Genomic DNA, 21,915 nt, shown 5'->3' with positions numbered 1-21,915 from the left:
GTGGATCACTTCGAGCACATAGGAGCAGGCATGGAATCGGGTCGCAACGTGGCGGTGCTCGGCGCCTACGGGCACACCGGGCGGTTCGTGGTCGCGGAGTTGCGCGAGCGCGGATACCTCCCGCTGCTCCTTGGTCGCGACCAGGACAAGCTGTCGGCGCTGGTGCAGTCCCAGCCGGAGCTTGAGGCGCGGCAGGCGTCGGTCGACGATCCTGCCTCGCTCGACCGCGCGCTGAAGGGCGCGGCCGCCGTGATCAACTGCGCCGGGCCCTTTGCCACGACCGCCGCCCCGCTGATCGAGGCGGCACTGCGGGCCGGCATCCCGTATGTCGACGTGGCGGCCGAGATCGAGGCGAACCATGACACGTTCACGCACTTCGCGGAGCGTGCCCGCGCCGCGGGCACCGTGGTGGTCCCGGCGATGGCCTTCTACGGCGGCCTCGGCGACCTGTTGGTCACCACCGCGATGGGCGACTGGACGGCGGCGGACGAGGCGCACATCGCCTACGGCCTGAGTAGTTGGCACCCCACGGCCGGAACGCTCGCCTCGGGCGTGGTCTCAGGGCAGCGGCGGGGTGGCCGCCGGGTCCGCTACACCGGCGGACAGCTGGAGTACCACGACGACGCTCTGCCGACCCTGGAGTGGCCCTTCCCGGCTCCGCTCGGCCCCCAGAGCGTCATCGCGGAGTTCACCATGGCCGACGTCATCACCGTTCCCAGCCACCTGGCCGTCCCGGAGGTACGCACCTACATGACCGCCAAGGCGGCCGCGGACCTGTCCGCTCCCGACGCCTCGGCACCGGCCGCCGTCGACGAGCTCGGCCGCTCCGCGCAGACCTTCGTCGTCGACGTCCTGGTCCGCTCGGGCGGCGCGGAACGCCGCGTGGCCGCCACCGGTCAGGACATCTACGCCATCACCGCGCCGCTCGCGGTGGAGGCCGTCGACCGCGTCCTCACCGGCCGGACCAGGACCACCGGCGTCGTCTCCGCGGGCGCGGTCTTCGACGCCCCGGACTTCCTCGGCTCCCTGTCCGCGCACCTCTCGGTGCACGTTCCGCTCGACACACGCGACTGACCGGCGAGCCGTCATACGCCGCTGTCACGGCGGCGCGAGCACCGACGACTCCAGCTCGCCGGTGATCCGTTCCGTCAGACTCCACCCGCCGAAGCCGCCGGCCGTATGCGTGACGAGCAGCAACGCCTCCAGCCGGACGACCTGCGCCGGCACCGCGCGCCCGTGCTCGTCATCGAGGGCGCCGGCAAGGTCACCGCGCTCGGCGGGGTCGGCCCGGCCGCCCCGTGCGGGCGGGTGCCCGGCCTACCGAGACCCAACGGTGCCGCCTGACCGTCGCCTGCTCCAGCACGCTGATGTTCCGCACGGCGCTGGTGCAGGTGAACATGGATCGTGCTTGACACGCCTCCGGCGGGCGACCACCGGCTCAACGCCGGGCGACGGTCAGCTCCGGACGCCAGGCGAGCAGCAGCCCCAGCACGCCGTATCCGACGAGCAGGTAACCGGCGCCGATCCATCGCCCGACGGGCTCGCCAAGCACCATGAGCGACGGGATGGCCACGAACGCCCAGCTCTCCGCGATCAGAGGCCACCAGCGCAGCACTCCCCTCCACTGGTCGGCGAACGCGATCTTCACGCCGATGACGCACATGCCCACCATCGACAACGGCCAGAAGATGTCAAGCACGGTCATCCATAGCGCTTTGCGTATTTCGCCGGGCAAGATCCCGTGCAGTAGTGACCATAGGCAGGCCGGGACGAGCAGCACCATCTCGACTTTGAGCATGATCATGGAGACGCGCGACGTCCCGGTCGCCAGAGTTCGCATCTGCACCGTGACCAGCGCGAACAGGCCTAACTGGAAGGCCAGCCCCGCCAGGACGGTCATGCGCGAGCCCAGCCCCTCGCCATTGGGGCCGTACGCGGCGTTGCTCACCGCCCAGGCCAGCGTGCAGACCGCCAGCACAAGCCCAAGGCGGCGGATCGTCTGGGGCACGATCGTGACACGGTGCTCGGCGGGTGGGGTGTCGGCGGCCTCGACGTCCGTACGCGCCTTGGCCGGTGTGCTGGTGATATGTGCGTCCATCGTCGGTCGGTTCCTTTCCACGAAGGGTGCCGGCGCACCCCCGGGGTTCTACGATTCGCGCCCTCAGCCCCGGCTACGCAGGGTCGGCGGTCCTGATCTCGGTCCTCGATATTCCCGCTCCCGACGGGACGGCAGTCTCGGGACAATCGGGACACATCACGTGAGAATGCATCTCGTGAAGAACGTGACACCGGCCGAGCCGACGGCAGCGCGTAGATCCCACCTGCCGGGCATGCTGGCTGTCACCGCAGTCGCACTGACCGTCGGCACGGTGGGGCTGGACATCCGCAACGGCGGGGTGGAAGTGCCGAGCGGCGCGGAGCTCGATCCCGGCTGGACGGTGGCACTGATCGGTCTCGCGCAGGTACTGCCCGGCGTTCTCCTGCTCCGGCGGTTGCCACGACACTCGGTCGCCTGGGTGCTGACCGTCTCCGGCCTGGTGTGGGTTCTGGACGGTTTCGCCGCCGGCTGGGCCACGTATGCGATCTACGTATCGCCGGGCACACCGGGCGCGTCGGCCGCCCACTGGTTCTACACACGGTTCGGCGCGACACTGCTGTTAGGGCTGCCGCTGCTGATCCTGTTGTTCCCCGACGGGCGCCTGCCGGTGGCCAGGCTGTGGCGCCGGCTGTCCGTCATCAGTCTCGCGCTGACCGCACTGCTGCCAACGGTGTTCATGGTGGTGCCGCAGGCCGTGTTGACGCGCTACCTCGCCCTGCCGCTGCCTCCCGAAATCGCGCGGCTCGCGTTCGACCCGTTCAGCGTCGAACTGCCATACGGCTTCTGGCCGCCGATCCTGAAGATCGCGTACTCCGGGATAGTGGTGAGCCTGGTGGTGCCGTTCGCGGTCATGGTGCACCGCTACCGGGTCGCCGACCCCGACCGGCGGGCGCAGATCCGCTGGCTGATGTGGGCCGCGCTCGTGGACATGTTCGTGTTACTGCTGGGCTACATGCTGCCGTCGGAGCTCTCCGTGGCCATGCTCGGTCTCGCGATCGCGCTCACCTCCTCCGCCGTGGTGGTCGCGGTGACCAAGTACCGGCTGTACGGCATCGACCGGTTGCTCTCGGCAACGGCCCTGTACGGCATACTCGCCGCGCTGGTGATCCTGGTTGACATCGTCGTGTTCACCGCCGTCGGCACCGTGCTCGATGAGCGAAACGCCGCGCTCGCCGCACTCGCGATCGTCGCAGCGGTCTATATACCGCTGCGAACCTGGCTGATGCGGGTGGTCCGCCGGTTGGTGCGCGGATCGCGGGAGGATCCGTACGCGACGGTCTCGACGCTGGCCAAGCGGCTCGAACTGGCCACCGACCCGGATGAGCAGCTCATCGCGGTGGCACGAACGCTGGCCGACGCGTTTCGGCTGTCCTACGTCCGGGTGGAGATCGAGCGCCCAAGAGGGAGGCGTTCGGTGGTGGAGTACGGCTCACCGCGAGGGCCGTCGGTGTCGCTGCCGGTCGCCTACCGTGCCGAGTTGGTGGGGCGACTGGTGCTGTGCCGGACCGACCTGACCGAACGGGACCAGCAGCTTCTGGGCGACCTGGTACGGCAGGCGGCCGCGGCGGCACGCGCCTCGGAACTCAGCACCGACCTGCAGCGCATCCGCGCCCAGCTCGTGGTCGCCCGTGAGGAGGAACGTCGCCGGCTCCGGCGCGACCTGCACGACGGGCTGGGGCCGAACCTCGGTGCGGTGGCGTTGCGGATCGAGACCGCCCGGAACCTGACCCGCACGTCACCCGCCGAGGCCGAACGGATCCTCGATCAGACGGCCGCCGAGGTGGCCACGGTCATGGCGGATATCCGGCAGATAGTGCACGACCTGCGTCCACCGGCGCTCGACGAGCTGGGCCTGCTCCGGGCGGTCCGGCAGCAGGCGGACCGTTTCCGCCCGAGCGGCCTTGAAGTCGTCGTCACCGGCGACGAGGCGCTCGGTGTGCTGCCGGCCGCGGTGGAGGTGGCGGCGTACCGGATCGTGTCGGAGGCGTTGGCGAACGTCGTCCGGCACGCGTGCGCCTCGCGCTGCGACATCGCCCTGAGCGTGAACGAGGGAGTACTCGACGTCCTGGTGCGCGATGATGGTGCGGGAATCGGGGTGGATGTCATAGCCGGTGTAGGGATGTTCTCGTTGCGGGAGCGGGCGGCCGAGCTTGGCGGTGACTGTGAGATCATCTGCCCGGCCGACGGCGGAACGCTGGTCCGTGCGAGACTGCCGCTGGAGCAGGCGGCGGAGGTGGTAGATGTCTCATGAATCGATCCGGGTGCTCCTCGCCGATGACCACCCGGTGTACCGCGACGGCCTGGCGGCGCTACTGGGCTCGATGTCCGGCATCGAGGTGGTGGGCACGGCCGGTACCGGGCTGGAAGCGATCGAGCTGGCCGCGGATATGCAGCCGGACGTGGTGGTGATGGACGTCCGGATGCCGGGACTGGACGGGATCGAGGCGACCCGGCGGATCTCCGGGCACAGCCCGCACATCGGGGTGGTGGTGCTGACGATGTCCGAGGAGGATGCCACCCTGTTCGCCGCGATGCGGGCCGGGGCACGCGGCTACCTGTTGAAGGGTGCGAACCAGGCCGAGATCGGGCGCGCGATCACCGCGGTCGCCAACGGTGAGGCGATCTTCGGTCCCGCGATCGCGCGCCGCGTGGCGGAGTTCCTGACCGATGTACCGACGGCGTCCAACAGTCATGTGTTCCCGCAGCTCACGCCACGTGAGCGGGAGATCCTGGCACTGCTCGCAGCCGGAAGGTCGAACGCACAGATCGCATCGACGCTGTTCCTGTCGCAGAAAACCGTGCGCAACAACGTCTCGAACATCTTCGCCAAGCTGCACGTCGCCGACCGGGCCGAGGCCATCATCCAAGCCCGTGACGCCGGCCTCGGCCGCTGACCTTCCCGCCGGATCGCCACCGGTCCGGCCCGTGAGGCATCGCGGACATCGCCGCCCTGTCCGGCACGGCCTGCTTCGCAGACTCGGCGTGCGCTGAGGCAGAAGCCGAAACCGATGGCCAGGCCGCCGTGGATTCGTCAGCTTCTCGGCCGTAAACGACCGAGCTTGCAGCTCCTCGCCGTCGATGGGTTCGACGGTTCAGGCCGCGTCGTCGGCAGCGTGACTCACTGCCCAGCCCGCCACACCGCGCGAGGCGATGTTACGGGCCGCGTTGACGTCGGCGTGCTCAGCGAAACCGCACGACGTGCAGGAGAAGGTCGCCTGGCCGGGCCGGTTCTTCTTGTCCACATGCCCGCACGATGAGCAGGCCTGCGAGGTGTAGGCCGGATCGACGTGAACAACGGCGACGCCCTGACGGGCGGCCTTGTAGGCGATGAAGCCTCCCAGCTGGTGGAAGCTCCACGAATGCAACGTGACCCGCTGGGGCTTGCGGAGCCGTACCCGGTCACGGATGCCCTGGAGATCTTCCAGAGCGATGCCTTGCCCGGTGCGTGCCGCCTCGGTCACGATGCGTTTGGCGATGGTGTGGTCGGTGTTCGCGGCGAACCGGGCCTCGGCCCGGCGACGCCGCTTCAACAGCCGTTTGGCGGACTTGGTCTGCTTGACCTGCAGGCGGCGGCGCAGCTCGCGGTGGCGGTGGCGGACCGCGTTCAGAGTTTTGCCGCTGTGGCGAACCCCGCCACTGGTGGTCGCGATGTTCGCGATCCCCAGATCCACCCCCAAAAATCCGTCCGGGGTACGCACCGCCACCTCTGGCAGGTCGCAGGTGGCGATCAGGAACCACCTGCCCTCGCGGTATACGAGGTCCGATTCGCCCTTGCGGTAGGCGGCCAACGTCGTGAGCTGATCGGCCGAGGCGGTGAACGCCACGCTCTTCATCCGCCCGGCGATCGTCCAGATCGACACCGTCCGCGCGTCCATCTGCCAGGACAGGCAGCGGTCGTCGAACGGCTGGGCCGCGCCGGGGCGAAAGACGATCGGCGTGGCCAAGACCCGCTCGCGCCGCGCGGAGCCGGGCCTGCCCACCCGGCCGTTGCGGACATTGGCGTGCAGCGTGGCGTAGGCGTCGGTGACCTTCTTGATGACATGCTGCGCGGCCTGAGCCGCCGGCTCGTAGTCGTCCTTGATCTGTCCGTAGGCGTGCCTGCGCAGGTCGTAGTTGCGAAACACCCGCTGGTGGTGGGCGAGCGTTGCCACCCAGGTGGCCGCGGCGTTGACCGCGTGCAGGGTCGCCTCCAGCGCCGCCGCCTGCTCGGGCGTCGGCAGGAGTTTGACCTGCACCACCAGCTTCACCTCGAACACTCTAGCGTTAGGTCCATGTCACCGAGGTGGGAACCGAACCCTGACATCAGGAGAGGCCGAAGCGTTGTTTGCGCGCTTCATGCGCATTTGGTCTTTGTCCCGAGGTATCGGCGGGGTGTGTTCATCGACGAGATCCTGCGTCGCTGCGAGGACGTCATGATCGAGGTGTGCGACGGTTTCGGGGCGGAGCTGGTCGAGTTTGACGGCGAGGAGGATCACGTGCACCTGCTCGTGCGCTACCCGCCCAAGGTCGCCCTCTCGACGCTGGTGAACAGCCTCAAGGGCGTGTCCGCCCGGCTCCTTCGCAAGGAGTACCCGGCGCATATCGGTAAGTATCTGTGTGGCGGGCATTTCTGGTCGCCGTCGTACTTCGCCGCCTCCTGCGGCGGCGCACCCCTATCGATCATCAAGGATTACATCGACAACCAGAAACGCCCGGGCTGATGACCAGACGTTCACAACCCCAGGACCGGGAAGCGATTCCTCCCGGGCGTGAACGCCCGGGGTTCCTCGCTAGATAACGCTGAACTTTCCGGCGCTCGCTTCCAACCCTCGGCCCCTCCGCGGAGTTGTTTAGTGCATGGACCGCTACGAGGGGTTCCAGGAGTTCGTGTATGCCCGCCAGCAGTCGCTGATGCGAACCGCATACCTGCTCACTGGAGACGCCCATCTTGCCGAAGACCTGTTACAGACGGTCCTCACCAGGGTCGCCTTCCGCTGGCCCAGGATCGCCAGAAACGGCAATGTCGAGGCTTATGCCCGCAAGGCGCTGATCAATCAGCACCTGTCATGGCGCAGACGGAAAACCGTGGAACTGCCGAGCGCCACACTGCCCGAACACGGCCGGTCGCACGACGAGTCGACCGTACGCCGCCTGGCCCTGCGTCAGGCGCTCGGCAGGCTGACCCCGCGCCAGCGGGCAGTGCTCGTCCTGCGTTTCTTCGAGGATCGCACCGAACACGAGACCGCCCAGCTCATGGGCTGCTCGCTCGGCACGGTCAAGAGCCAGACCCACCACGCCCTGTCGCGCCTGCGCGTCCTGGCCCCCGAACTAGCCGAACTGCTCGCCGACGTGCCGACGGAGGTGCACCGATGAACCTGCTCCGCGACGAACTACACCGGATCTCCGACGAAGCCCCCCAGATCGATCTGGCCGAACGTGCCCTCAAGGGCGCCAGGCGCAGGCGTGCCATCACCCTGGCGCTGGCCGTGGCCACCGCCGTGGCGGTGCTGACGGGCGGTGTGGTCACCGTGGTCAACGGCGATCTACGCGGCGAAAGGCCCATCGTGCTGACGCCTGTCCCCGAGACCGCCCCCGCGCTGCCGAAAATGGGCGTCGGACCGCTGGCCCGCGCCTACACCCACTTCTGCCCACCTCCCCCGATCGACGACACGGACTGTGTCGGCGGCCAATGGCGGGTGGTCACCACCTCCGGAGTGACCTACGAGCTCACCGCCGCCCTGGGCCTCAAGAACACGGACAAGAAGGTCCTGCTCGGTCCGGTGGCGATCACGCAGAACGGCCGGCGGATCGCCTACTACAGCGAGAAACAGCAGACCTTCGAGGTACGCGACCTGCGGAGCGGCCTGATCTGGAAGGCGCCGCTCACGATCTCCAAGGACGACCTCGACGGTGAGAACCTCCTCCGCCTGTCTCCCAACGGCCTGCACCTGATCTACACGAACTTCGGCGGCAGACCCAAGCCGTACAGCGTCCTGATCGACGTCGCGGGAGGTAAGACGAGCTCGTTGAACGGCGACTGGTTCCCGGTGAGCGTCGGCGACGGCGGCAGCCCGATCACCCTGGTGAGGCCGTACGACAGAACCACCCGAATCCGGGTCCTGGGCAACGAGCCGATCACCATCAAGGACTTCACCTACAGGTTCAGCGCCCTCGGCCCGGACGGACGCACCCTGGTTCGAATCGGCTCGACCCGGGACCGCGACGCCAAACCGACGCCCGAACGCCCTCGGACGATCGTCACGATCGATGCCATCAGCGGTCGTGAGAACCCCGAGGTGGCGACCCAGGGCATCCCGGAAGAGCTGACCCCCTCCCACCTGGGCGGCTGGGTGAGCGACACCGAGGTGACTCTGCTCGCCGTACCCGAACTCCCCGGCTCGGGCACGCCGGCGCTGTACGCGGTGAACGTCCACACCGGCCAGACCAGACGGCTGCGAACATTCGACTCCGAAATCACCGGTGTCCTGCCGGGACTGATCGGCTGAACCACGTCAAACAGTGCGACGAGTATCCTTTCGGCTCAACCAAGGAAGGCGCCCGCAACGCTAAGGGGCATTTCTCTCTGCGTGCAGTCGCCACGGTACCCAACAGGCTTCACGGCGATGCCGTACGAAATTTCTACGCGGATTATCGCGTTGGGCCCGATAATCGCTTCTGGGTACAAGTGGTTCCCTAGATAAGTAGCTGCTGCACGCAACCGGGAGGGCCTGCCACCGCAGGCCCTCCCATGACGTCTTGCAGGAGTCACTTCTTTGCGGTTCAAGCTTCCACGCCTGCCCGAACAGACTCCGTGGTCGCACCCGTCGATGCGGCTACACTCTCTGCCATGAGCGGACATAAGCCTCCTGCCGCCCACACCGAAGTATTGGCGGTGGAGGTGAGATACGGCCAGATCTATCTCCTGGACGAGGCACCCAGCGAAATCGACGATGCGGCAGATCCGCTCGTCATCATTCAGACCGCAAGCGGCGTCGTCAGATTCATCGCCGGCGCGGAATGGGGGACCGTCGATCTCAGAGTGGACATCGGAAACCAGGCGCTCGATCCAGACCTCGAAGGCCATGAAGACATTGTAGAGATCAGTTTCGAGACACCGACAGGTAGACTTTCCCTGGGAGGCTGGTCCTGGGACGAAGAGGAACTGCATGCTCTCCCCATGCTGCCGGCCGGTCCCGGGACATACCGGTTGCGCTATCACGTGACGGGCATGGACGGGGACGGCCATCCGGATGTAGCAGTCGACCACTGTCTGCAAATTTGGCCGGAGCCTCCAGGTGACCCTGTCGTGCTCAAATGCACGAGTTCATATTTCCGACATCGCCTCGCCCCGGAAGCAGCCCCCGCCACAGGCGGCAGCGACCGAAACGATGCTTCACGTGAGACGGCGGTCGATTGAGCCTGTGTGGCTCAGCAACTCGAATCACTTTCAGGGCAGAGAGCCCCTCGTCCGGTGGAATGGAAAGGGTGATGGCGCCGGACAGCCGGTTCGGTTCGCCGCTGAGGTGTTCACCCCGCTGATCCGCTCGGATCAGCGGGCCAAGGCAGTCACCTATCTGCGGGGACTGCTGCTGGATGGCCGTCGCAAGTCGATGCAGCCGATGGCCGAGCGGCTGGGGGTGGACCACCATCGGCCAGGGTGACCCCGCGACACGGGCATGATTGCTGGCCCGCTACGCCGAAGAGACGGCGCTCCTTGGCGACCATCGTGGTGCACCGCGCTCAATCTTCCACCAGTAGGTGGAGACGATCGGGCCGCTGATCTGGGCGTCGGCCGACTTTCGACCCCGCATTGACGATACGCTCGGCCTCTTCGCGGGTTCCGGCGGTCACGTGAACCTCGACATGGCGGGTCATGGCTCCGAGCGTACGTCCTTGAAACGATCACCTCCTCTATTCAGTTCGCGCAGAACCTCCAGTTCCCGCCTCACGGCATATGGCCAAGCGAGCATCAGGGCATGTACGGCGCTCACTTGCCGAGCGGATGCCCAAATGTCCGACGAGGGCACCTGGAACGGGATGACCGCGATTGAATGAACCCGGAACGCGGCTGGATTCAGATATCGCATGCCCCCGGTCCCGCAATCGACGGGCCCTTGACTGACCGCATCTTCACCTCCTTGATCAGCGACATCCTCGCCACGGCGGACGGGTACACGGCGTGAGAAGTCCTGACCCACAATCGGGGCAGCGCGTTGCTCAGCCTTGCCCAACAGCATGAGCTCACCTCGGCCGTGCAGGATGCCGGGCTCGGGCTCGGTGTCATCTCTGCCCCGCTGATGTCCGGCCTCTTCTCAGCCGTCCGGGCCAGCGAGGCGGTGATAGAGGCGGGCCTGGATGCGCCCACGAAGGCCGTCATCAGACATACGCCGATCTAGATCGTTAAGGGGTCTCGGGGGCAATGGCTCGCCGGATAGCCGGATGTTCGCCGTCGTTCAGCACTTGAGTGACAAGACGGTGGATGCGTATCCGCGCCACCCCATGATCTCCGCTTTCCGCGTTGGGCAGGGAACTTTTTGGCGGTCGCGCGGCGAGGGATTTCCTTGGTTGATGCGGGGGAAGCGGCGCCTGCCGGTCGGACGTTGATCGGGGGGTGTTGAGTGCGATTGCGGTGGTCAGGCTGACCGATCTCCTGCCGTCAGCGCGTGTAGTTCGCGGGCGGCGGGCAAGCTCCGAGCCCCCTCGGGCAGTGCGGTCACGATCTCTCGCACGATCTTGCGCCGGGCGGCTGTGACGGGAAGAGATGCCGTGATGTCGAGAGCATGACCGAGCCCTTCGGTCACATCTCGATCTTGGATCAGCCCCCATGCCTGGATGAGGCCGATGTTGGCCCTTCCTCCGGCCTTCGGGCGGGTGTGTCCAGTTAACGGTGTAACTCAGTTTTGATTGGTTCTATCGGGAGGTCGGGGTCAGACGGCCTTCGAAGGTGATCGCGAAGGCGTTGAGCGCGGCCTTCCACCGGTTGACCCAGCGCTTGCGGCCCTTCCCGGTCGGGTCCAGGCTCATGATCGCCATGTAGACGCACTTGAGCGCGGCCTGCTCGTTCGAGAAGTGGCCGCGTGCCTTGACCGCGCGGCGGATCCGGGCCCTCGGCGCGGGCCTGGTCGACCAGCCGGCCGACCAGCTCGCGATCCGACGCCTTGCCTTTCCGCGTCACCGCGGCTTCCTCCAGGTCCATGTCTGCGGATGCCTGAATCACAGTACTCATCAGGTGTATCTCCTTGATCAGGAGTTACACCGAAAACCGTACAGTCCCACGCTGGTGCGGGACAGCCGATCAAGGATCGCTTTGAGGGTGTATGAGTGATTGATGCCTGCATATCTGCAGGAATAGCATCCGGAAAATCGGTGGACGGCGTCGTTACAGTGCTCGTATGACGATGGTGGATGTTGACCGTTTTATTGCCGAAGGCTTCGTCAAGCTGGAGGCGGCCGTACCCCGGGAGATCGGGGACGCGGCCAGGGCTGTGGTATGGCAGCAGATCGGCCTGTCGCCTGACGACCCCTCTGGCTGGCAACAGCCCGTGGTATGGGCCGCCGACATGGTCGGCCGTGGCCCCTTCGGGGAGTTCGTGGGCAGTCCGCGGCTGCGTGAGGCGTTGGACGAGGTGGCCGGTCCCGGTGGGTGGGTGCCGCCCGGGGCCATCGGCAACATGCCGATCCGCTTCCCCGGTATGGCGACGGTCGACGATCGGGGCTGGCACATCGACGCCTCGGTGGCCCGGCCCGACGGCTCGTGGGCCGTGTCGGGACGGCCGGAGGCGATGTTGCTGCTGGTGTTGCTGTCGGAGGTAGGGGACGACGACGCGCCGACCCGCATCAGGGTGGGCTCGCACCGGGACGCCGCCGGGGTGCTGGGTGAGCAGGTGCTCGACCCGTTCGAGGCCGGGCCACTGCTGGATGCGGCTTCCAAGGACAGGCCGACGGCGTACGCGACCGGGCAGCCGGGCGACATGTACCTGGTTCACCCGCTGACCGTGCACGCGGCCGACGAGCACCGGGGGACACGACCGCGTTTCATGGCCCAGACACCGGTGTTCCTGACCACACCGGTCGCACCGGGCAAGGGTAACGCCCTGGCACGCGCCGTACTGTAGTAAGCGCCCGCATCTCAAAGGGAGACGGCTTCCGTCCGTGGCGAGAGCGAGGCCGCCCCTCAGAGGCGGTTGGTGGTACCTCGGTTCACCCGACGGCAAGGCCTGACACGGAGGGGCGATTCTGCCGACCATGCCTTCGAACCGGCAGAGTCGCAAACTGCGAAGTCACGTTCTGAGCTCCCGCCCGCAGGGCGGGCATCCTTCGTACGTTGCCTCATCGAGGTCGGGTGACCGGGACCACGGTGAGCAGGTGGTCCAAGCCTTTGAAGTCCTTCGGGTTACAGGTGTAAAGGGGGAGCCGGTTCGCGATCGCCACGCAGGCGATCATCAGGTCGGCTGTCCGGGGGCGGGGTTTGCGGCCGGAGGCGATGGCGGCGGTCCACAACTGGCCGTACTCGCGAGCGGCGTTGTCATCGAAGGGCAGCGGGTCGAACTCAGCCTCGGCGGTTTGCAGGATCCTCATCCGCTGGGCGAGTTCCTGCGCTCCACCGGCCGCCAGTACGCCGACCGACAGCTCCGCGGTGGTGATGGCGCTGATCATCATCTCGTCCGGCAGCTCGTCGGGGTCGATTCCAGCGCGCAGGATGAGGATGTTGGTGTCAAGCAACCCTTGAACGGGGGTCATTCCCCGTCCTCCGCGAACTCGCCTCTGCCATAGGCCCGGTCGTAGGGGTCGTAGAGGTCGTCGTTGACGTGCTGGTCCATGTCCTCGCGGTACTTTCGGTCATCCAGGCGCGGCATGCCGCGGGACACGGCGGCGAACTCGGCCCGCGAGACGGCCCGGCGCCGGCGGCGGATGGGAACCAGATCGCCGATGTGGTGGCCGTTGCGTGTGACGGCGTACCGCTCTCCGCGTTCCAGTCCATCCATGATCTCCGCTGACCGGTTGCGCAGATCGCGCTGAGAGATCTGGTGGGAGTGGTCGGGCTCAGGAGTGCTCACTCATCAACTCTACTTCCGCGTGCTACCTGGTGCTACTTGGTGGCACCAGGGTGTCGCCCGCGCTCCGCCACGTCTGCGTCGGCCCTCGACACGGTGGCCTCCATCGCGGCCATCGTAAATGAATGTTTTCACCAGAAGCCGCTACCGGTTCCCGACGGACGGACCCCGCCGCCTCATCGAAGAGCAGGTGAAACCCACCCCGATACCCCGCTCCGGACGCCCCCCGTGGACACGCTCCCATACCCTGAGAAAGCGCTCTCTCCTATCCTTGTCCAATGGAGCTAGCGGAGATCCGCACCTACCCCGTCAAGTCCGCCAAAGGCATCCCCCGCCCATCCGCCCAGGTCCTCCCCTGGGGTCTGGAAGGCGACCGCCGCTGGAGCGTGGTGGACCCACTGGGAGAACTGATCTGGGTAGGCGAACACCCCCGGCTCCTGTCGGTTTCGGCCGCCGAAACCGCCGAAGGCGGCCTTTGCCTGTCGGCGAAGGGCATGGGCGAACTCAAGGTCCCTCCGGCCACCGGCGACACGATCCCGCTAGGTTGCTCCAACCTCGACCGAGCCGTGCTCGCCCACGCCGACGCCCACGAATGGTTCACCCGCCTGCTCGGCAAGCCCGCCCGCCTCATCTGGTTGGACGACCCCGGACGCCGGACCATCACCGAGGGCGGCCTCTGGGACGGACCCCTCCTGCTCGTCTCCAGGAGTTCGCTCCAGCGCCTGGACGACTGGATCGCCGAAGGCGCCATCGAACGCCAGGAGCACCCCCCGGCCCCCCTCGACATCGCCCGCTTCCGGCCCAATGTCGTCATCGACGGCGCAGCCCCCTTCGCGGAGGACGCCTGGACGTCGGTCCGCATCGGCGAGATCGACTTCCGCGTCTCGGAGTTGTGCGACCGCTGCGCCGCCACCATCTGGGACCCGGCCACTCAGGACCGCGGCAAGGAACCCCTGAGAACCCTGGCCGAACACCGCCGCTGGGACGGAAAGACCTGGTTCGGCATCCGCCTGATGCCCAGGAACCTCGGCGAGCTGAGAGTCGGCGACGAAGTCCGGCCAGGCTAGCCCCGTTCTTTGCACGTGCCACGTCGTCGCGGGTCAGCAGCCATAAGCGATCCAGCGCAACGGGTAATCACCCCAGGTCGACGATGCGACCCCTGACGACGACGCCACCGCCAACCGCGTACCGGCCCGCTATGGCGTGCCGGTGAGCCTGCCCAACACCTCGTAGACCTGTTGCGGTGTCGCCGGGGCGACGGGGAGCGGGTGGCGGGCGGCTTCGGTGCGCAGGCCGTCGAGTAGGAACGCGATGCTGCGACGCCAGGCGTCGGGGGCGGCATCGGCGCCGGCGCGGGCGAGCAGGGCGATGGCCCCGAAAGTGAATGCGAGGTCCTCGCCGGTGAAATCCGGGCGCAGAGTTCCGGCCCGCTGGGCTCGCTCGATGATCCGCGTGGCGGCGTCGCTCGCCCTGCCGCACAGGGTCATCAGGCGTTCGGCGCCCGGGTAGCGGCCGCTCAGCACATCGGCGAGCGCGGGATCGGTGGCCTGCAGTTCACAGATCCTCTCGATGTAGTACGCGAACCCATCCCAGGCGTCCTCACAGGCCAGGGCATACTTGGCGACCTCGTCGAGCCGGTCCGCCGCGAGGTCGGCCACCACCTCGTCGATGAGCGCCTCGCGGCTGCCGAAGAGGTTGTAGAGGGTGCCGTGGCTAACGCCTGCCCGGCGGGCGATCTCCTTCAGCGGCACCTGAAGGCCGCGCTCCTGGAAGAGCTCGGCCGCGGCTGCTCGCAGCTTGCCCGCGTTTCGTTCCGCGTCGGCCCGCATCCGGTTCTTCCTCCTGGTCCTGGCTGGCGACCTTCATTGTCGCATCCCGCCGGGATTCAACTTGACCCTGTGGTCAAGTTTCATGCTACCGCCGAAAAGCCAAGTTGACCCGCTGGTCAAGTTAATTCAGGCAGCAAGGAGCAACCTCATGTCCAAAGTGATCGCCGTCTTCGGTGCCGGTACCGGGCTTGGCGTCTCGATGGCCCGCCGTTTCGGGCGCGAAGGCTTCCGCGTGGCCCTGGTGACCCGCCGTAAGGACCGGCTGGACGCCCTCGTCGCGGAGCTTGCCGACGAGGGCGTCGAAGCCGCCGCCTTCTCCGCCGATCTGACCGAGCCCGCTCAGGTCCCCGCGGTGGTCAACGCCATTCGAAAGCGGTTCGGCAGGATCGACGTGGTCGAGTACGGCCCGGTCCCCGCCGGTCAGAGCTTCACCTCGGCCACCAAGCTGGACGCGGCCACGCTCAAGGCACTGATCCCGCTGTTCCTGCTCACCCCGGTCGAGGTGGTCCAGGCCGTGCTGCCGGAGCCGACCATCCCGCAGGCCGAAACCGCCTCCTGACCGTCTGACACGCGTGCCGTGTTGTGGACCCGAAGACCGGCCGGGTCATTGTTGGCGGCTGTAGGCGCGGATGGCCAGGGGGCAGAACACCACGAAGAGGGCCGCGCACCAGATGAGCGTGGTGGTGACGGTGTCGCCGACCGGGGTGCCGTTGAGCAGGGCGCGGCAGGCGTTCATGACGTGGGTGACGGGGTTGATCTCGGCCCAGGTTCGCAGCCAGCCGGGCAGGGTCTCGACCGGAGCGGCAAGGCTGGTGCCGAGTTGCAGGGGCAGGAAGCTGATGAAGCTGATCGCCAGGACGGTGTCGGCGCTCTTGACCAGGACGCCGACGAACACGGTGACCCAGCTGAGGCAGAAGCCGAAACCGATGGCCAGGCCGGCGGCGGCAAGGGCGGCCGCGAGACCGCCGTGGACGCGGAAGCCGAGGAGTGCGCCGATGGCGAAGAGGATGGCGACGGCGAGCAGGTAGCGGACGATGTCGGCCAGCACGGAGCCGAGCAGGGGCGCGAGGCGGCTGATGGGCAGGCTGCGGAACCGGTCGGTGACGCCGTTCTTGAGGTCGAGGTTGATGTTGGTGCCGGTCGAGACCATCCCGGCGAGGCCGGCGCCCATGACGAGGATGCCGGGGAAGAGGTACTGGAGGTAGTCGGCGGTGGAGCCGGCCACCGATCCGCCGAAGAGGTAGAGGAAGAGCACCATGAACAGGGCGGGTGTGACGACCCCGTTGATGATCGGGCCGGGGTTGCGGGTGGTCTTGGCGAGGCTGCGGCGGGCGAGCACGAGGCTGTGCCGGAGCCAGGCGAGCGGCCGGGTACGCGGTTGTTCGATGGCGGTCATCAGGCGGCCCTCGTCGGTTCGTCGGTGGCGTTGACAGCGGTGGTAGGTGCTCCGGTGCGCGGCTGTTCGGTGCCGGGCACGGTGGCGGTCATCAGGCGGCCTTCGTTGGCTCGTTGGCGGTTGGTGCTCCGGTCAGGGCGAGGAAGACCTCGTCGAGGCTGGGCAGGCGCAGCGACAGTTCGGAGACACCGACGCGGTGTTCCCGCAGCCGGGCGGTGATCTCGAAGAAGTCCTCGTCACCGGCGACGGGCACGACCAGCTCGTGGCGGGTGGAGCGTTCCGGGGTCCGGCCGGTGACATCGGCCAGGATGCTGACGGCCGCGTCGGTGTCGCCGGGGTCGTTCAGCCGCACGGCGATGGTGTGCCCGCCGACTTCTCGTTTCAGGTCCGCGGGAGTGCCGGAGGCGATGACCCGTCCCCGGTCGATGACGGTGACCGCGTCGGCGAGGGCGTCGGCCTCTTCGAGATACTGGGTGGTCAGCAGGACGGTGACGCCGTCGGCGCTCAGGCCGCGGATCATCTGCCACAGCTCATCGCGCTTGCCGGGATCCAATCCCACCGAGGGCTCGTCGAGGAAGACCACCTCCGGGTGTCCGACCATGCTCGCGGCCAGATCGAGGCGGCGGCGCATGCCACCGGAGTAGCCGGCCACCGGCCTCTTCGCCGCGTCCTCCAGACCGAAACGGGCCAGCAGCTCCGCGGCGCGCCGCAGAGCCTGCGGCCGGGGCAGGTCGAGGAGCCGGCCGATCATGACCAGGTTCGCCAGCCCGGTCAGCTCCTCGTCCACGCTGGTGTGCTGGCCCGACAGTGCGATCCGCCGGCGTACCTGTCCCGGCCGGCGTGCCACGTCGAACCCGGCCACGGATGCGCGTCCGCTGTCGGGACGCAGCAGGGTCGCAAGGATGCGGATCACGGTGGTCTTGCCGGCACCGTTGGGTCCCAGCAGGCCGAGCACCTGCCCGCGCGGGACGGCCAGACTGACCCCGTCGAGCGCGGTGACCTTGCCGAACTTCTTGGCCAGCCCCTCGGTCTCGAATCCATGATCGCTCACCGTCACCATCCCTCGTCTCAACTGCTTCGCAGTTCAAATGTTCTCAACATCTGAATTTTGAGAGTATCCTAATGCTGGTGATCTAGGGAAAGGAACTGCGATGGTTCGGCTGACTCGGGTGCAGCAGCAGGAGCGCACCCGGAGGTCCGTGCTGGCGGCGGCGAGGGAGGAGTTCACCGAGCACGGCTACGCCTCGGCCAAGGTCGATCGGATCGCCGAGCGGGCCGAGCTGACCCGCGGGGCGGTGTACTCGAACTTCCCGAGCAAGCGCGCGCTGTATCTGGCGGTGCTGATCGACATGGTGGAGAACGCCACCTCGGGTGAGCCTCCGACGTCGCAGACATCGCCGACGTCGTCGGCCGAGGTGCTGGGCTTGTTCGCCCGGACCTGGCTTGAACGGCTGCCCCTGGTCGGCGACACGGCTTCGGGTGGGCGGCTGCACCTGCGTTCGCTGGTCGGCGTCCTCGATGACGAGCACGGGCGCACGGTGCTGGCGCAGGTCGTCCGGCTGGAGGCGCTACTGCTCGCCATCGCGCTGGAATCGTGCGAACCGGCCCAGGCGACGCCGGTGCGGCGCGTGCGGCTGGCCGAGCTGGTGCTGACGCTGCTGGACGGTTCGGGTCACCTGGCTGAGAGCGCACCGGGATTCGGTGACCCCTTCGACCTGGCGCGTGCGTGTGAGCATCTGTCCGGGATCGATCTCGCCGATACCTGGACGCCGTCGTATCTGCCCTATGTCGCTCCGGCACAACCGTGTGGGGACGCGTGGGATCCGCCCACCGGACTCGCGAATCAGATCAGCGGGGATCGGGTCGACTTCGGCGCCGACGGGCTGATCGCGGTACTGGGGGCCGGTCGTCTTGCCGCCGCCGAGGAAGCCGTCCGTTCCGCTCGGCCCGGCGAGCAGGTGACGGTGGTCGTCGTCACGAATGACTCCGTCGAGACGGGCCGCCTGGTACGGCTCAGAATCACCGACCTCGTCGGCTGCCTGCGGCGGGTGTTCGCTCCCGAGGTCTGGCGGCGCGTGCGGCTGGTCCTCGATGACGAAGCCCTGACGGCGTCGGCGATCGGCCTGACGGGCCTCGACGACGAGACCGAGGCCGCCGTACGCGTCCAGGGTGGCGCGATCGTCGCCCGAGCCCACGGGCGAGGCGCCGCGTACGCGGCCTCGACCGCCGACGCCTCGAACGGCACGCGGTCGCGGAGTGCCGGAACGTGACATGCCCCCCTCCCCGAAGGAAGAGGATTCCCATGGTCGCCCGTGAGGGTTCCTGCTTCACCACCAGTCGTTCGCCAGGAGAAATCCCCCTATGACCCGACCTGATCTTCCGGCGACCGGCACCGGCCTGTCGGTGCTCCACGCCCTGCGCTGCGGCGGCGCCGCCGGCCTCGCCCGCCTGGCCGGTGCCACGGGTCTCGATGAATCCGACGTCGAGTCCGAGCTGATCGATCTCGCGGTCGCCGGTCTCGTCACGCATATGGCCGGCGACTTCGGCGGGTGGAGTCTGACGGACGCCGGCCGTCTCGTGGATGCCGAACGGATCACCGACGAGCTGGAGTCAGCCGGTGCTCGCGCCGCCGTGACCGCGGCGTTCGACGGCTTTCTGGTGCTCAACCCGGAACTGCTCGACCTCTGCACGGCATGGCAACTCCGATCCATCGACGGTGTCATGACCGCCAACGACCACGGCGACCCCTCCTACGACGCCCGGGTCCTCGCCCGGTTCGCCGAGTTCGACCAGCGTGCCGCCGTCGTCGGCGCCGAGCTGTCCGCGGCGTTGCCTCGATTCGGCCGCTACCGAGCCCGCCTCGTCGAAGCCCTCGATCGCGCCGCCTCCGGCGCGTTGGAGTACGTGGCCGACAACACCGCGTCGTACCACGTTGTGTGGGCCGAGCTGCACGAAGACCTGCTCGCCACACTCGGGATCCCCCGATGGGGATGAGATGGATTCGCCCGCTCTCCACGCGGGTCGAGGAGACGGCGGAGACGCTGGGCGGCAAGGCACACGGCCTCCTGGTCCTCCGCCGTCTGGGGTTGCCGGTGCCCGCCGGGTTCGTTGTCACCACGGAGGCATGTCGCGCGTTCCTGCGTGACGGGCGGCTTCCCGACGGGCTCGACGACGAGCTCGCGGCGGCCGTCACCGACCTCGAAGCCGCCACCGGACGCCGCTTCGGGGGAGCACAGCTGCCGTTGGCGGTGTCCGTTCGCTCCGGGGCCCGCGTGTCGATGCCCGGCATGATGAACACGATCCTCAACCTCGGCCTCACCACCGGAGCCACCGCCGGGCTGGCGGCCGAGACGGGCGACCCGCGGTTCGCGCTGAACTCGCGACTGCGGTTCCTGTCCGGCTTCGCCGCCGCGATCACCGGCCTGGATGTGGACGGCGCGGGAGCCGGCGATGAGGAGACGCGGATCGGAGCGGTCGAGGACCTCGTCCGGCAACGATGCGGCGAGCCGATTCCGGACGACGCGACCCGGCAGCTGGAGCTGGCGGTCAGGACCGTGTTCTCGTCATGGGACACCCCGCGTGCCCGAACCTACCGCGAACTGCATGACGTCCCGCACGATCTCGGCACGGCCGCGATCGTACAGACGATGGTGTTCGGGAACCTCGACGACCACAGCGGCACCGGAGTCGCGTTCAGCCGCGACCCCAACACCGGGGAGAACGTCCCGTTCGGCGAAGTCCTGTTCGGACACCAGGGTGAGGACGTCGTCTCCGGCAGATCGCTGACCCGGCCCCTGCGCGAACTCGCCGACCGGGAACCGGCGGTGTGGACCGGCCTCCTGGATGCCCTGAGCCGGGTCGAGGGGCACTACCGCGACGCGTGCTACGTCGAGTTCACCTTCCAGGCCGGGGAGCTGTGGATTCTGCAGGTCCGGCCTGGCCGGTTCGTCGGGGGGGCCGCCGTCCGCGTGGCGACCGACCTCGCCGACGAGCGTGTGATCGGACGTCACGAAGCGCTGCTCAGGATCTCACCGCGGCATCTCCGGCACGTTCACATACCCCGGATAGCGGCAACCGCCGACATCCTGGCCCGAGGGCTGGGCGCCTGTCCCGGTGTCGCGGTGGGCAGGGTGGCGACCACGGCCGACGGAGCGGTGCGCATGGCCGCGGACGGTCCGGTCATCCTGGTACGGCCGGAGACCTCCCCGCACGACATGCACGGCCTGGCGGTCGCCGCCGGAATCGTCACCACCCGGGGCGGGCCGGCCAGCCACGCCGCGGTCGTCGCACGATCGATGGGAAAACCCGCCGTCGTGGGGATCGGTGACCTCACCGTCGACGTCGCCGGCGCCTCGGTGCGAGCCGGTGGACGCACCATCGGTGAGGGCACCCTCGTCACCATCGACGGGACCGGTGGCGAGGTCGCCCTCGGCAGCCCCCGCATCGTCACGACCACGGCCGGCGTCCACCTGCGCCGACTGCTCGAATGGGCCGACGACGTGTCTGGCGACCACTCCGAACGCGACGAGGCCCGGCGCCTCGGTGCCGCCCATGCCGTGCTTCGTGACGACTAGACCGCTCCGCCCTGCACGGCGACGGGCGTGTCAGGGCAGTCCCGAACGTCCGCGCCCGCCGGACGGACGCGTGGTCAGCTCCAGTCCCACTTGTGACCCCAGTAGCTGTCGGCGGTGATCTCCTCGGCGGTGTAGGAGGTCTCGTCGACGAGCATCCCCTCGCAGCCGACCTCAAGGTCCCAGCGGCCGGGGGTGCGTACGTAGAAGGAGACCATCTTGTCGTTGGTGTGCCGGCCCAGTGTCGAGGAGAGGTGGTAGCCGCCCGCCGTGACGCGGTCGAGGGCCTGGCCGACCTCGTCGAGGGTCTCGCACTCGACCATGATGTGCACCAGCGCCGGCGCCTTGAGGTCCGGGGTCGGCAGGATCGCCAGGCTGTGGTGCCGGGCGTTGACCCCCATGAACCGCAGCCGGGTCGGGCCGTGCTCCGGCGGCGTCAGAAGACGGAACGCCCCGCGGGGCAAAAAGCCGAGGGTCTCGGCGTAGAACCGGTGGTCGCCGTCCAGATCGCTCACCGGCACCACCACGTGGCCCAGGCCGAGCCGCCCGGTGACGAAGCGGTTGCCGAACCTCGTCGCGATCGGGCTGTGGTCCAGCGCGGGACCGTGGAAGATCTCCAGTGGGGTGCCACCCGGGGTCTCGAAGGCGATCCCCGCCTCGATCCGGCGGGCGTCGGTGTCCTCCAGCGACAGCGGCTTCGTCGCGATCCCGGCCGCCTCGACGGCCGACTGCACGCGCCGCAGCGCCAGGTGGTCGCGGACCTCCCATCCGACGGCCTCCACCCGGTCCTCCTCGCCGGGCAGCAGCACGATGCGCGCGTGCCGCTCGTCCATGCGCAGGTACAGGGCGTCGGACTCCGGGCCGGTGCCTTCGGCGAATCCGATCGTGTCGAGGGCGAACGTGCGCCACGCGTCCAGGTCCGTGGCCCGGACGCGCACGTAGCCCAGCGAGCTGATGTCTGTCATGCCCATCTCTCCTGAATCGATTG

24 protein-coding genes and 2 pseudogenes are annotated in these 21,915 nt (G+C 68.2%); 15 read left to right on the top strand and 11 right to left on the bottom strand.

The features are described from left to right. Positions 1–30: 30 nt before the first annotated feature. The gene (locus ACQP0P_RS08415) at positions 31–1,074 is read left to right on the top strand and encodes a saccharopine dehydrogenase family protein (RefSeq protein ID WP_433373152.1); all 1,044 of its coding nucleotides are present in this window, start codon (positions 31–33) and stop codon (positions 1,072–1,074) included. Between the two features lie 24 nt (positions 1,075–1,098). On the opposite strand, the gene ACQP0P_RS08410 is transcribed toward ACQP0P_RS08415, so the two are convergent. Both ACQP0P_RS08410 and ACQP0P_RS08405 read right to left on the bottom strand, forming a co-directional pair. Beyond that, positions 1,099–1,227, bottom strand: a complete 129-nt coding sequence (locus tag ACQP0P_RS08410; protein ID WP_433373150.1) for a hypothetical protein — start codon at positions 1,225–1,227, stop codon at positions 1,099–1,101. 211 nt (positions 1,228–1,438) lie between these two features. Beyond that, a complete protein-coding gene (locus ACQP0P_RS08405; protein WP_433373147.1) occupies positions 1,439–2,098 on the bottom strand; it encodes a hypothetical protein in 660 nt (219 codons plus the stop codon). A gap of 175 nt (positions 2,099–2,273) precedes the next feature. On the opposite strand from ACQP0P_RS08405, the gene ACQP0P_RS08400 reads away from it, so the two are divergent. Together ACQP0P_RS08400 and ACQP0P_RS08395 are read left to right on the top strand one after the other, a co-directional pair. Further along, the gene (locus tag ACQP0P_RS08400) at positions 2,274–4,349 is read left to right on the top strand and encodes a sensor histidine kinase (protein ID WP_433373144.1); all 2,076 of its coding nucleotides are present in this window, start codon (positions 2,274–2,276) and stop codon (positions 4,347–4,349) included. Beyond that, positions 4,339–4,992 carry a response regulator gene (locus ACQP0P_RS08395; RefSeq protein WP_433373141.1) on the top strand — a complete coding sequence of 218 codons (654 nt, stop codon included), beginning with the start codon at positions 4,339–4,341 and terminating at the stop codon, positions 4,990–4,992. Before ACQP0P_RS08400 ends, ACQP0P_RS08395 begins: the two co-directional genes overlap by 11 nt. A gap of 198 nt (positions 4,993–5,190) precedes the next feature. On the opposite strand, the gene ACQP0P_RS08390 is transcribed toward ACQP0P_RS08395, so the two are convergent. After that, positions 5,191–6,345 carry an RNA-guided endonuclease InsQ/TnpB family protein gene (locus ACQP0P_RS08390; RefSeq protein WP_433373138.1) on the bottom strand — a complete coding sequence of 385 codons (1,155 nt, stop codon included), beginning with the start codon at positions 6,343–6,345 and terminating at the stop codon, positions 5,191–5,193. A gap of 24 nt (positions 6,346–6,369) precedes the next feature. Here ACQP0P_RS08390 and tnpA point away from each other — a divergent pair, with 24 nt between their 5' ends. From tnpA to ACQP0P_RS08360, 6 genes and pseudogenes are all read left to right on the top strand, one after another. Then, the gene (gene tnpA / locus ACQP0P_RS08385) at positions 6,370–6,798 is read left to right on the top strand and encodes an IS200/IS605 family transposase (RefSeq protein WP_433373136.1); all 429 of its coding nucleotides are present in this window, start codon (positions 6,370–6,372) and stop codon (positions 6,796–6,798) included. Positions 6,799–6,934: 136 nt separating this feature from the next. Next, positions 6,935–7,450 (top strand): SigE family RNA polymerase sigma factor, encoded by a 516-nt coding sequence (locus ACQP0P_RS08380; RefSeq protein WP_433373133.1) that lies wholly within the window; start codon positions 6,935–6,937, stop codon positions 7,448–7,450. Next, a complete protein-coding gene (locus tag ACQP0P_RS08375) occupies positions 7,447–8,583 on the top strand; it encodes a hypothetical protein (protein WP_433373130.1) in 1,137 nt (378 codons plus the stop codon). The genes ACQP0P_RS08380 and ACQP0P_RS08375 overlap by 4 nt, the downstream gene beginning before the upstream one ends. Continuing rightward, on the top strand, positions 8,538–8,774 hold the full coding sequence (locus tag ACQP0P_RS08370; protein WP_433381749.1) for a NucA/NucB deoxyribonuclease domain-containing protein: 237 nt from the start codon (positions 8,538–8,540) through the stop codon (positions 8,772–8,774). The genes ACQP0P_RS08375 and ACQP0P_RS08370 overlap by 46 nt, the downstream gene beginning before the upstream one ends. Before the next feature lie 150 nt (positions 8,775–8,924). Continuing rightward, positions 8,925–9,494, top strand: a complete 570-nt coding sequence (locus tag ACQP0P_RS08365) for a hypothetical protein (protein WP_433373128.1) — start codon at positions 8,925–8,927, stop codon at positions 9,492–9,494. A 106-nt stretch (positions 9,495–9,600) separates the two neighbouring features. Beyond that, positions 9,601–9,711 (top strand): annotated as a pseudogene (locus ACQP0P_RS08360) (transposase); the annotation flags it as partial. A gap of 106 nt (positions 9,712–9,817) precedes the next feature. On the opposite strand, the gene ACQP0P_RS08355 reads toward ACQP0P_RS08360, so the two are convergent. Then, positions 9,818–9,952 (bottom strand): hypothetical protein, encoded by a 135-nt coding sequence (locus tag ACQP0P_RS08355; RefSeq protein ID WP_433373125.1) that lies wholly within the window; start codon positions 9,950–9,952, stop codon positions 9,818–9,820. Positions 9,953–10,987: 1,035 nt separating this feature from the next. Further along, positions 10,988–11,182: pseudogene (locus ACQP0P_RS08350) on the bottom strand (IS256 family transposase); the annotation flags it as partial. Positions 11,183–11,469: 287 nt separating this feature from the next. On the opposite strand from ACQP0P_RS08350, the gene ACQP0P_RS08345 reads away from it, so the two are divergent. Continuing rightward, entirely contained in the window at positions 11,470–12,192 is a 723-nt protein-coding gene (locus ACQP0P_RS08345) for a phytanoyl-CoA dioxygenase family protein (protein ID WP_433373123.1), read from the top strand. Positions 12,193–12,406: 214 nt separating this feature from the next. On the opposite strand, the gene ACQP0P_RS08340 is transcribed toward ACQP0P_RS08345, so the two are convergent. Together ACQP0P_RS08340 and ACQP0P_RS08335 are read right to left on the bottom strand one after the other, a co-directional pair. Beyond that, positions 12,407–12,817: a type II toxin-antitoxin system VapC family toxin gene (locus tag ACQP0P_RS08340; RefSeq protein ID WP_433373120.1), complete on the bottom strand. Its 411-nt coding sequence runs from the start codon at positions 12,815–12,817 to the stop codon at positions 12,407–12,409. Further along, positions 12,814–13,134: a type II toxin-antitoxin system Phd/YefM family antitoxin gene (locus ACQP0P_RS08335; protein WP_433373117.1), complete on the bottom strand. Its 321-nt coding sequence runs from the start codon at positions 13,132–13,134 to the stop codon at positions 12,814–12,816. Before ACQP0P_RS08335 ends, ACQP0P_RS08340 begins: the two co-directional genes overlap by 4 nt. Positions 13,135–13,409: 275 nt before the next feature. Between ACQP0P_RS08335 and ACQP0P_RS08330 the strand changes: the two genes are divergently transcribed. Beyond that, the gene (locus ACQP0P_RS08330) at positions 13,410–14,198 is read left to right on the top strand and encodes an MOSC domain-containing protein (RefSeq protein WP_433373114.1); all 789 of its coding nucleotides are present in this window, start codon (positions 13,410–13,412) and stop codon (positions 14,196–14,198) included. A gap of 129 nt (positions 14,199–14,327) precedes the next feature. Here the strand turns inward: ACQP0P_RS08330 and ACQP0P_RS08325 are convergent, their stop codons facing one another. Beyond that, complete coding sequence (locus tag ACQP0P_RS08325; RefSeq protein ID WP_433373112.1) at positions 14,328–14,960, bottom strand: TetR/AcrR family transcriptional regulator; 633 nt, start codon at positions 14,958–14,960, stop codon at positions 14,328–14,330. 148 nt (positions 14,961–15,108) lie between these two features. Here ACQP0P_RS08325 and ACQP0P_RS08320 point away from each other — a divergent pair, with 148 nt between their 5' ends. Then, a complete protein-coding gene (locus ACQP0P_RS08320; RefSeq protein WP_433373109.1) occupies positions 15,109–15,519 on the top strand; it encodes an SDR family NAD(P)-dependent oxidoreductase in 411 nt (136 codons plus the stop codon). Between the two features lie 45 nt (positions 15,520–15,564). Here ACQP0P_RS08320 and ACQP0P_RS08315 read toward each other — a convergent pair whose 3' ends face one another. Continuing rightward, a complete protein-coding gene (locus ACQP0P_RS08315) occupies positions 15,565–16,356 on the bottom strand; it encodes an ABC transporter permease (RefSeq protein WP_433373107.1) in 792 nt (263 codons plus the stop codon). Between the two features lie 91 nt (positions 16,357–16,447). After that, positions 16,448–17,416: an ATP-binding cassette domain-containing protein gene (locus ACQP0P_RS08310; protein WP_433373104.1), complete on the bottom strand. Its 969-nt coding sequence runs from the start codon at positions 17,414–17,416 to the stop codon at positions 16,448–16,450. 91 nt (positions 17,417–17,507) lie between these two features. Between ACQP0P_RS08310 and ACQP0P_RS08305 the strand changes: the two genes are divergently transcribed. From ACQP0P_RS08305 to ACQP0P_RS08295, 3 genes are all read left to right on the top strand, one after another. Then, positions 17,508–18,626, top strand: coding sequence for a TetR/AcrR family transcriptional regulator (locus ACQP0P_RS08305; RefSeq protein WP_433373101.1), 1,119 nt, complete (start codon positions 17,508–17,510; stop codon positions 18,624–18,626). A gap of 91 nt (positions 18,627–18,717) precedes the next feature. Then, positions 18,718–19,350, top strand: a complete 633-nt coding sequence (locus ACQP0P_RS08300) for a transcriptional regulator (protein ID WP_433373099.1) — start codon at positions 18,718–18,720, stop codon at positions 19,348–19,350. After that, positions 19,341–20,930, top strand: coding sequence for a pyruvate, phosphate dikinase (locus ACQP0P_RS08295; RefSeq protein WP_433373096.1), 1,590 nt, complete (start codon positions 19,341–19,343; stop codon positions 20,928–20,930). Before ACQP0P_RS08300 ends, ACQP0P_RS08295 begins: the two co-directional genes overlap by 10 nt. A 74-nt stretch (positions 20,931–21,004) precedes the next feature. Here the strand turns inward: ACQP0P_RS08295 and ACQP0P_RS08290 are convergent, their stop codons facing one another. Beyond that, positions 21,005–21,892 (bottom strand): VOC family protein, encoded by an 888-nt coding sequence (locus ACQP0P_RS08290; protein WP_433373094.1) that lies wholly within the window; start codon positions 21,890–21,892, stop codon positions 21,005–21,007. Positions 21,893–21,915 lie beyond the last annotated feature (23 nt).

The sequence above is a fragment of the Streptosporangium sp. CA-115845 genome, from assembly GCF_050943795.1.
Taxonomy (GTDB): domain Bacteria; phylum Actinomycetota; class Actinomycetes; order Streptosporangiales; family Streptosporangiaceae; genus Streptosporangium.
This window is presented reverse-complemented; position numbering and strand designations above follow the sequence as displayed.